At 46.8% G+C, this 9,623-nt stretch carries 9 protein-coding genes and 1 pseudogene; all 10 read left to right on the top strand.

From position 1 onward, the window contains the following. Positions 1-30: 30 nt before the first annotated feature. The gene (locus B5F54_RS16755) at positions 31-651 is read left to right on the top strand and encodes a CHC2 zinc finger domain-containing protein (RefSeq protein ID WP_087235295.1); all 621 of its coding nucleotides are present in this window, start codon (positions 31-33) and stop codon (positions 649-651) included. Then, the gene (locus B5F54_RS16750) at positions 629-2,008 is read left to right on the top strand and encodes a DNA primase family protein (RefSeq protein ID WP_087235294.1); all 1,380 of its coding nucleotides are present in this window, start codon (positions 629-631) and stop codon (positions 2,006-2,008) included. Before B5F54_RS16755 ends, B5F54_RS16750 begins: the two co-directional genes overlap by 23 nt. Before the next feature lie 392 nt (positions 2,009-2,400). Next, on the top strand, positions 2,401-2,610 hold the full coding sequence (locus B5F54_RS16740; RefSeq protein WP_430661831.1) for an LLM class flavin-dependent oxidoreductase: 210 nt from the start codon (positions 2,401-2,403) through the stop codon (positions 2,608-2,610). Between the two features lie 4 nt (positions 2,611-2,614). Continuing rightward, positions 2,615-2,821 (top strand): DUF3847 domain-containing protein, encoded by a 207-nt coding sequence (locus B5F54_RS16735; protein ID WP_087235292.1) that lies wholly within the window; start codon positions 2,615-2,617, stop codon positions 2,819-2,821. Positions 2,822-3,261: 440 nt separating this feature from the next. Then, positions 3,262-4,959 carry a MobQ family relaxase gene (gene mobQ / locus B5F54_RS16730; protein ID WP_087235291.1) on the top strand — a complete coding sequence of 566 codons (1,698 nt, stop codon included), beginning with the start codon at positions 3,262-3,264 and terminating at the stop codon, positions 4,957-4,959. A gap of 140 nt (positions 4,960-5,099) precedes the next feature. Next, positions 5,100-5,420 carry a FibroRumin family radical SAM-modified Cys-rich RiPP gene (locus tag B5F54_RS18340; RefSeq protein ID WP_330396788.1) on the top strand — a complete coding sequence of 107 codons (321 nt, stop codon included), beginning with the start codon at positions 5,100-5,102 and terminating at the stop codon, positions 5,418-5,420. Between the two features lies 1 nt (position 5,421). Continuing rightward, positions 5,422-5,574, top strand: coding sequence for a FibroRumin family radical SAM-modified Cys-rich RiPP (locus tag B5F54_RS16720; RefSeq protein WP_087235289.1), 153 nt, complete (start codon positions 5,422-5,424; stop codon positions 5,572-5,574). After that, positions 5,568-6,971 carry a FibroRumin system radical SAM peptide maturase gene (locus B5F54_RS16715; RefSeq protein WP_087235288.1) on the top strand — a complete coding sequence of 468 codons (1,404 nt, stop codon included), beginning with the start codon at positions 5,568-5,570 and terminating at the stop codon, positions 6,969-6,971. Before B5F54_RS16720 ends, B5F54_RS16715 begins: the two co-directional genes overlap by 7 nt. Positions 6,972-7,106: 135 nt before the next feature. Then, positions 7,107-9,230: an ATP-binding cassette domain-containing protein gene (locus B5F54_RS16710; protein WP_087235287.1), complete on the top strand. Its 2,124-nt coding sequence runs from the start codon at positions 7,107-7,109 to the stop codon at positions 9,228-9,230. A gap of 160 nt (positions 9,231-9,390) precedes the next feature. Further along, a pseudogene (locus tag B5F54_RS16705) lies at positions 9,391-9,623 on the top strand (recombinase family protein); the annotation flags it as partial.

The raw sequence follows: 9,623 nt of genomic DNA, 5'->3' as shown, positions 1-9,623 counted from the left end.
TTTTTTATGCCCTGAAACGGAGGGATTTTCATGACACTCTTTGAACTGGTAAAACAGAATATTTGTGTGCCGGATGCAGCGGAACACTATGAGCTGCAAGTCAACCGAAACGGGATGTGTCACTGCCCGTTCCATGAGGACCGACACCCCAGCATGAAGCTGAACAAACGGTATTTTTACTGCTTCGGCTGCGGAGCCACCGGCGATGTGATCGACCTTGTGGCAAGGCTGTTTGGCCTGAACAGTTACGAAGCAGCGCAGAAACTGGCACAGGATTTCGGGATTGACCCGGACAAGCCCCCGGCGGCAATCGCCTTACCAAAACCGGAGCGTCCTCAGCTGAAAGCATACCGGCAGGAGGAAGTACATTGCCTGCGGGTGCTGTGTGATTATCTGCATCTTCTGGAAAGCTGGAAGGTGCAGTACGCACCCAAGACACCGGCAGATACTTTGGATGACCGGTTTGTGGAAGCCTGTCAGATGTTGGACTATGTGGAGTATCTGGCGGATTTGCTCATTGCCGCCGAGTTGGAACAGCGGGTGAAAATCGTGGAAATGCTGAACAAGGATGGCATGATTGCCGGTTTGGAGGAACGGCTGGACAGACTGAAAAAGGAGGACAACGCCCATGAAAAACAAAACGCAGCTTGACGGGATGCCCGTCTGGTTCGATGGCAAAAGCATCAACGAAGCCCTGTTTTGTGAGGAGTTCTTGCAGACGCACAAGATCATCTTCACAAACGGGGCTTTTTTCACGCCCGAAGGCCGTGTGACCGATGAGTTGCCCCTGCGGGGAGAGATTTTTGAGGAGCTGAAATACTGTGCGGTCAGCAACATCCCCCGCAAAATCAGCAATATTGTGGAGCTGATGAAGCTGGCGGCACTGGCGGAGGATTTTCCCCCGGAACCGGATCGGATTCACCTTTCCAACGGCACACTTTTTCTGGATGGAACCTTTGCGAAGGGAAAGCCGAAAATTGTCCGCAACCGTTTCCCCGTGGCCTACAACCCCAATGCCCCGAAACCTGTTCGCTGGCTGCAATTTCTGGATGGCCTGCTCTACCCGGAGGACATCCCCACTTTACAAGAATATATCGGCTACTGCCTGATTCCCAGCAATAAGGGACAGCGGATGATGGTGATTAAAGGCAGCGGCGGCGAGGGCAAGTCGCAGATTGGCGCTGTGCTGGGAACTTTGTTCGGCTCCAACATGAAGGATGGCAGCATCGGGAAAATATCCGAGAACCGATTTGCCCGTGCCGACCTGGAGCATATCCTCCTGTGTGTGGATGACGATATGCGGATGGAAGCCCTACGTCAGACCAACTATGTAAAATCCATCGTCACCGCTCAGGGCAAGATGGATTTGGAGCGCAAGGGCAAGCAAAGCTATCAGGGATGGATGTGCGCCCGGCTGCTGGCTTTCTCCAACGGAGATTTGCAGGCGCTGTTTGACCGGAGCGACGGATTTTACCGCCGCCAGCTGGTGCTGACTACCAGGGACAAGCCTGCCGAACGTGTGGATGACCCTGACCTGGCCGAAAAGATGAAGGCCGAGGTGGAGGGCATACTGCTGTGGGCCTTTGAGGGTTTGCAGCGGCTGGCTGCCAACAACTTCAAGTTCACCGAAAGTGACCGCACCAGAGAAAACCGGGAGGCAGTCAAACGGGACAACAACAATGTCTATGATTTTCTGGATTCTGACGGGTATGTTCGTCTGAAAGCTGATCTATCTGCCAGCTCCAAAGAGCTGTACGAGGCATACCAGATTTATTGTACCGAAAACAACCTGCCTGCCCTGAAACCCCGCAGCTTCAGCGAAGCCCTGATTGCCTGCCAGAGCCGCTACAATCTGGAATACTGCAACAATGTGACCAACGCAGCCGGACGGCGGGTACGTGGCTTTCTGGGAATTGAGGTACTGGTGAGAAATCATATATCAGTGTTTTCCGGTGATTCGATGCGTACGTACGTACCGGAAGATGTGCCGGAGGAATGGCGGCGCTGAATCGTGTACGTACGTACGCTTTGATTGACCGTTGTTCTCCCTTTTATAGCAATTCAGCGGTTGTATATCAAAAATCACTGGCAAAATCGGAGGGCTAAATTAAGGTAAGTGGGAATCGGAAAGTATTTGACGGTTAGAAGAAATCATTTTGCGAAACCGTGCTTCTCATCCCGGTGAACCGGGTGCATGGAATCATGGGAAAATGCACGATTTCAAGCCAAGTCACACGTAAGGGAAAAGTCGGAAAGTGCGACCTATGGGCAGGACATCACACCGGCAATTCTGAACGGATTTGGTGACAAGGAGATTTTTCACCACACAGCGAAGCGGTTATGCCAGAAGGCGTGCCGACTTCGCTTTTTTATCAAGAAAATTTAGGAGGATTTTTGATGATGACGGTACGCAATGAGATTAAGGCACAGATCGTCCGGGCGGGATACACCATGCAGGAGGTAGTTGACCGGCTCCATGAGGAATACGGCTGGTCGGACAGCGTTTCCAACCTGTCGGCCAAGCTCCAGCGGGAATCCATCCGCTACAAGGAGGTTGTGGAGCTGGCCGATGTGCTGGGCTATGACCTGATCTGGCAGAAACGGAGGTAATCCCATGACAGATGAAGAAAAGAAACTGTTGCAGGCAAAGCATCGCTTGGAGGAAGCCCAGGCACGGGACCGGGTGAAGGAGCGAAAAGCCCGGACAAGGCGGCTCATTCAGGAGGGCGCTGTGCTGGAAAAAGTGCTGCCGGAAGTACAGGCGGTAGGTCTTGATAATCTGGAAGAATACCTGCGGCGAAAGCTGACAGGACACGATTGAAAACGGCTGGGAGGTCTCCGGGAAACCGGGGGCCTTCCTCTTTTTTATCCCGAAGGGCGCACTTACTCACCACCTGCTAAAGCAGGCGGTGGTAGCCCTCCCGTTGGTCGGGCACGTGCGCTCTCCGAGGGGGATTGCGACTCCTGCGGGAGCCGCTGGACAAGGCTGCATTTCTGTCAAACTGCCAGCCTTGCCCATGCAGTCGGCAAAGGGGCTTCCGAAGTGGAAGCCCCTATTCATGGGGTGGGGTATATTGCCACCCCATCCCGCCGACTGCCTGCGTCAACCTGCCACCGGCAGCTTGACACAGATACAGGGGTGGAACAAATCGTTACACCCCTGCTGGTGGTACGTCGCATTTCACGACGTACCTGTTGCAATCGAGTACAGAAGGAGGGCTGCTGCGTTTCACAGTAGCCCTTCAGAAAGGACGGTAGACAATGGCAATTTATCATTTGGAGGCCAAGATAGTCAGCCGTGGAGGTGGACGCTCCGCCGTGGCTGCTGCGGCCTATCTGAGCTGTTCCCGGATACTCAATGAGTACGACGGGGTGCAGCACGACTACACCCGTAAACAGGGCCTTGGGTGGCGGCAGGTTTTTCTGCCAGCCACCGCCCCCGCAGAGTGGCAAGATCGGGAAATCCTGTGGAATGCCGTGGAGGAAACCGAAACCGCAAAGGACAGTCGCCTCGCCCGTGAATTTGTGGCGGCGCTGCCCATAGAACTGAGCCGGGAGGAACAAATCCAGCTCCTGCAAGATTTCATCAAGGAGCAATTTGTGGCAGACGGAATGTGCGCCGATGCTGCCATCCATGACCCATATCCTCCCGGACACAATCCCCATGCCCATATTCTGCTGACGGTGCGCCCACTGGATGAAAAGGGGAAATGGCAGTACAAGACCGAGAAAGAATATCTCTGCGTCAAAGACGGCGAGGAACGGGGCTTCACCGCTGCTGAGTTCAAACAGGCACAGGGCGATGGCTGGGAGAAGCAGTATCAGTACAAGGTGGGCAAAAAGAAGGTGTATATGACCCCGTCCGCAGCGCAGGCGCAGGGCTATGAACGGGTGTCCAAGTACCCTAAAAGCACCAAATTTGGCAGACAGAACCCCATCACGGAACGATGGAACAGCGACGAGCAGCTTGTCCTGTGGCGGGCTGCATGGGCGGATGTGGCAAACCGCCATCTGGAGCGCACCGGGCACGAAGAACGCATCGACCACCGCAGCCATGCTGAGCGTGGCCTGTTGGAGCGGCCTACGGTCCATGAGGGGGTGGTTGCCAGAGCCATGGAGAAAAAGGGCGTTATCTCTGACCGGTGCGAACTGAACCGGCAGATCAAGGCCGACAATGCCCTGCTCCGGGAGCTGAGAGGACAGGTCAAAAAGCTGGCGCAGGCAGTTAAAAATACCATCCCGGCACTTGCTGAGGCCATGGAGAATCTGCGTAAAAATCTACTGCTGTTCTGCTATCAGCTGGGGTATCTCCGCAAAGGCAAGGAGCGTCTGAACACTTCACTGAATACCCTGCGCCCTGCCCTCACACAGTACAACCAGCTGGCAAAGGACATTCGGGATAAGACAAAAGAGCGCCGCAGCCTGCTTACCGAGAAAAAGGCGCTCTCTGCTGTCCATGTATTTCGACACCGGGAGCTGGCGGCTAAGATAGCGGTTCTGACAGAGGATTTGGAGGAACTGCGTTCGGAGAAAAATATGCTTTTGGCATCGCTGGCATATACCGAGGAAGATGCCGCCGATAAATTTCCTAAAGACATTGCCGCCATGGAGCAGAGCCTGAAACGGCTGGAAGAACAGGAACAGAAGCATTCTGCCGAGCTGGACGCTGCCCTGACTGAGTATGCCGGGCTTCGGGAGCAGGCACAGGGCTTTGACCTGGTGCAGCTCTATGAAGCAAGACAGGCCATTCGTCCCAACAAGGAACAGGAAGCGGAGAATCGGGCACAGCAAGTTTACGGCGAGAAGTACAACCCTCTGCTGATGTTTGACAGCAAAAAGGCGGTTTCCCGGATGCTACATGAAGATATGGAGCGGCAGGCTGTGCGGCGAATGGTGCGTCAGGCGCAGAAGGAGCAGCAGATATGGCATAATAAAAAAGATAAAGAGCGAGACCGATAATGGTTCGTGCATTGCCTCGATATAGTTGCTGCGATAAACAGGAGATAACTCTTAAAAAAGAATTTATACCAAAGATACGATAAAGGCCAAAATGCCCGAAACAAAAGGGTTTTCTGGATTTTTTACGTTTGTTCCCAGCAATGTGCTTCTATATATTGCTGTTGATATCGCTTTTTATACTATATATAGTGTGTTTCAAGGCTTGTAAAACCCGTATTCCTTGTATCTTGACAATTGACAAAAAGTGCTATATTATTAGGAAAGAGAAAATAGATGAGGAAGGAGGGAATCTTATGATTCGTATTGGTTCTGACGCATACGAAGCTCTGCTGGGTAACATCGGCAAGGAGGCACTTTCGTACGCTGCTTCTTGCATTGGTCAGTGCACTGGTTGTATGTGCAACTGTCGGTGTTCTTGCTCTGGTGGTTGTGTTTCTGATTTTGAATGGGAGGTAATTTGAGATGAGTGCTAATAATGCTCAGTATATGCAGCTCTTTGGTATGATTTGCAACGAGGCTGTTGTAATGGCCCGCTGTGCTTGCGTGGCCTGTAATTCCTGCACTTGTGCATGCTCTTGCCGTGCGGTTCCTGAAACGGGGGAAATCGAATGGTAAATATATCTCGGTTTACCCATTCCTATGATTTGGGAGATGCAGTTGCACTCTACCATTCATTGAGAATGAAACCGGTGTATTTATCTAAAGACGCATTTGAGGGCTTGCAGGCATGGCTTGCAAGCCCTTTTTGTGACAAAATAGAAAATGCTCCGGAAAGAATCTACACAGAAGTTCAAGAACTCGCTAAGTTCAAGATACTTACTCGAGATGAGAATGAGGATGATAGGGTTCTGCAATTTGTGAGATCCAAAATTCCATCTCCTGCTGTTAATGTATGCTATATGATCTTGAGCGAGCAGTGCAATTTGGCTTGCAAATATTGCTTTCTTGGAAATAATGATTGCGCCAAACGAAGTAATTTTTTAATGGAAAATATGTCTGCCGAAACCGCAGATAAAGCCATCAACTTTTTTATCCGCCAAATTAAAGCATCCGGTTTAGATGTGGAAGAGAATAAACCGGTTTTAATTTTCTATGGTGGAGAACCCATGGTTAATTTTGAGATATTGGAGTATGCTGCTACGAGAATCAACGAGCTTCGTGAGAAAGAACAGTGTATTCGAAATATTGAAATGTCGATGGTAACAAATGGCTTGCTTCTTAATGAAGAGAAGGTTCGCAGACTTCATGAGCTTGGTGTTGCAATCGCAATTTCTATTGATGGTTTTACAGAAGAAGCAAATAGTATGCGGGTAGATGTTGCAGGGAAACCTGTTTTCTCTCGGATTCTAGAGAAGCTTGATATGTGCAAAGCAATGGGAGTTGATGTCTCTCTCTCCGTCACTTTGAGCGAAGAAACCATTAAAAACACGAAGGATATTTTGAAATTGGTTGACACTTATGGTGTTAAAGCCTTTGGGTTTAACATTATGATGTCGAGCGATACCTTTGTCCTTCCCCAAAGCTATAATGAGGCCGCAGCTCAGTTTATCATTGATGAGTTTATTGAACTGCGAGAGCGCGGAATATATGAAGATCGTATGATGCGCAAGTTAAAATCTTTTTCTAAGGCTCAAGTCTATTTTTCTGATTGCGCTGCAACTACTGGTGGGCAGATTGTGATTGCTCCAAATGGTCAAGTAGGAATATGCCATGGATGTCTTCACAACAAGCAATACTTTGTGGCACATATTGATGATGACGACTTTGTTGCTGTAAAGGACAAAAATTTTATTGAGTGGTCTCAATTAACTCCTGTTAATCACGAAGAGTGTATGGAATGTCCGGCTTTAGGCATCTGCGGTGGAGGCTGTCCTATTAATGCAATGCACCTTAAGCCTGGGAATACGATTCATTCTATTGATGAAAGATTTTGTGTCCATTCCAAAAAGACCTTGGAGTTTTTTATTAGAGATTTGTACCGCATTATTGTAAGCGAGCAAACAAGCGACTGATACGTCAATTGGATACTTTTTGTCGGCGAAAGCCGCTTTAGTGGTGGCTGCACTTTTAGAAGGCAGCCACCACTTGTTTTTTAATTGGACATGAGTAAACTGTATATACACTTCTAAATGTTGAGGGGGTTGAGCATGAATAATTTAATCAGTATCTGGGGTATTGAAACAAATAATTTAAAGAATATTGACATTCAACTTGCGTGCAATGGGATAAATCTTATTGTTGGCCCCTCAGGCAGTGGAAAATCCTCTCTGGCTTACGACACAATTGCCCAAATAGGGCAGCACGAATTTATGTCCATGTTTGCAGACGATGTTTCTGAGCCTACCTATCGTATAAAAGGGCATAAAAATATGGTGCCAGCGGTTCCTATTAAACAATCAAATTTTAATAATAATATACGTTCAACAATTGGGACTTATTTTGGAATCAATAGAAGTATTATCTTGATTTATTCTGCTGTTTTAGGCTTACCTGAAGATTTTTTCGTGCTTAACAAAGAGGAGAATCTTTGCGAAAATTGTCATGGCATAGGCACTGTAAAAGTACTTGATCCAAACAGAGTTATTAATTATGATGTGCCATTATGCAAAAACCCTATTCGGTGTTGGAGCCGTTACAAGGACTTCTATGCTCAAATAATCCAACAGTTTTGCGAGGATAATGGAATAGATAGCAAGAAAACCTTCCGCCAACTTTCAGCTGACGAAAAGCATTGTATTCTCTATGGTGAAAGCGAAAAAAAATATTCTGTTCGGTATAAAAAGAGTTCCGGATTTTCAAGAAGAAGCACTCGGTACTTTGGGATTATGACCGAAAAACCCATGATGGCAAAATTTATACCTTCTCCGCAATATTTTTCGGATATCACATGTGAATATTGTCACGGAAAAAAATACTCATCTCAATATGATCAATACAAACTTCTTGGCGTATCTATTGGCGACTTTATGATGATGCCATTTGTGCAACTTCAACACCACATCAAAAGAATGATATCCACAATAGTAGATAGCAACTTAACATTTGCATTAAATAATATAAATAAGTTTGTCCAAAAAGCTGTTGAACTAAATTTAGGGCATTTGTGCTTTCATAGATCAATTCCTACTCTTTCGGGGGGCGAGCTTCAACGATTAAGAATGGTTCAAGTGCTAAATACGCAATTATCTAATTTACTGTTGGTTTTGGATGAGCCATTAGCCGGATTGTCTGGCAGAGAAAAAGCTTCCGTCTATAATTGTATTACAGCTTTATCTGAAAAACACACTGTAGTAGTTGTTGATCATAGTGATGTTTTTGCGGATAGTGCAAGAATAATTATTGCATTAGGCGAGAAAGGTGGATCATTAGGTGGGCATCTTATTGATGCAAATAGCTATTTAGAAAAGCAACGGATTGTAAATAAAATGGAAGTCGCACCCGCGAAGGAAAACATTCATGTTTTAATAAACAACTCAATATATGCATATAGCGGCGTAGATATTAAGATTGGAAAAGGCTGTCTGAATCTAATTACCGGTCATTCCGGAGTTGGAAAATCCACTTTATTACGTGAATATTTCCCGCAGTATTTTGAGCAATACTTATACATTAATCAGAAACCCTTATTGGGCAATAAAAATTCTTCTGTTGCCACAGCTTTGGGAGTTTTTGTAAGGATTTCGACTTTATTTGCGAATAAGCACAAAAAAGATAGACGATTTTTTTCTAATTTAACTGGGTGTGAAGGTATGTGTCCAGTTTGCATGGGAGCCGGATATGTAGAATTTGGGACAGGATATGATGCCAAAATACAACTCCAATGCAAAGAATGTAATGGCACAGGGTTCAATAAAATACTTCAAAAATACAAGCTCAATGGCAAAAGCATATTCGATGTTTGGAATATGACAATTGATGAAGCAAAAGAGTTTTTTTCCCATTTAGACGATAAAATATCACACTCCTTAGAAGAAGCGTCTTCTTTGCTATTAGGGCATCTGAAAATCGGACAGCCCATATCAACACTTTCCGGGGGTGAAAATATTCGAATCAAACTTTTAAAAGCTATCAATTCTAGGGCAGACATATTTGGAATTGATGAACCCTTCAAAGGATTGAGTAACGACGAGATTTTTTGCGTTGTGAGATACCTAGATCGTATAAGACAAAAAGGAAGAACGATAATCGTAGTAGATCATTCTGATTCGATTAAACAATATTTTTTTAATCATATTGAATTAGTGTGTGTTGATGGAATTCTGAGAGGGTAACGCTTGGTTTGTGCATAAGAAGCAAAGGACCTCGTAACATACTTTAATTATTCAAGATATTAGGCGAAATAATCGGCGCAGAGATTTATATAAAGTCTACTGCGTCGATTTCGTGCATCACTTGCGCGAGGGTTATTTTAATCTAATCCACCCTTGACAAATCTCTTTCCAGAAAAGGATTTTGGAAACCTACGCCAAGCAGAACGGCTTTACCAATCTGCGCTGGTACACCGACGACGGCTTCTCCGGCGCAAACTTTCAAAGACCCGGTTTTCAAGCCATGCTTGCAGACATTGAAGCCGGGAAAGTGGGTACGGTCATAGTCAAGGACATGAGCCGGTTAGGGCGAAACTACTTGCAGGTAGGGTTTTACACGGAAATGCTGTTCCCTCA

This window comes from Anaeromassilibacillus sp. An250, assembly GCF_002159845.1.
Classification (GTDB): Bacteria; Bacillota; Clostridia; order Oscillospirales; family Acutalibacteraceae; genus Anaeromassilibacillus; species Anaeromassilibacillus stercoravium.
Note: the sequence above shows the minus strand (reverse complement) of the source record. Positions and strands in the feature narration are given on the sequence as shown.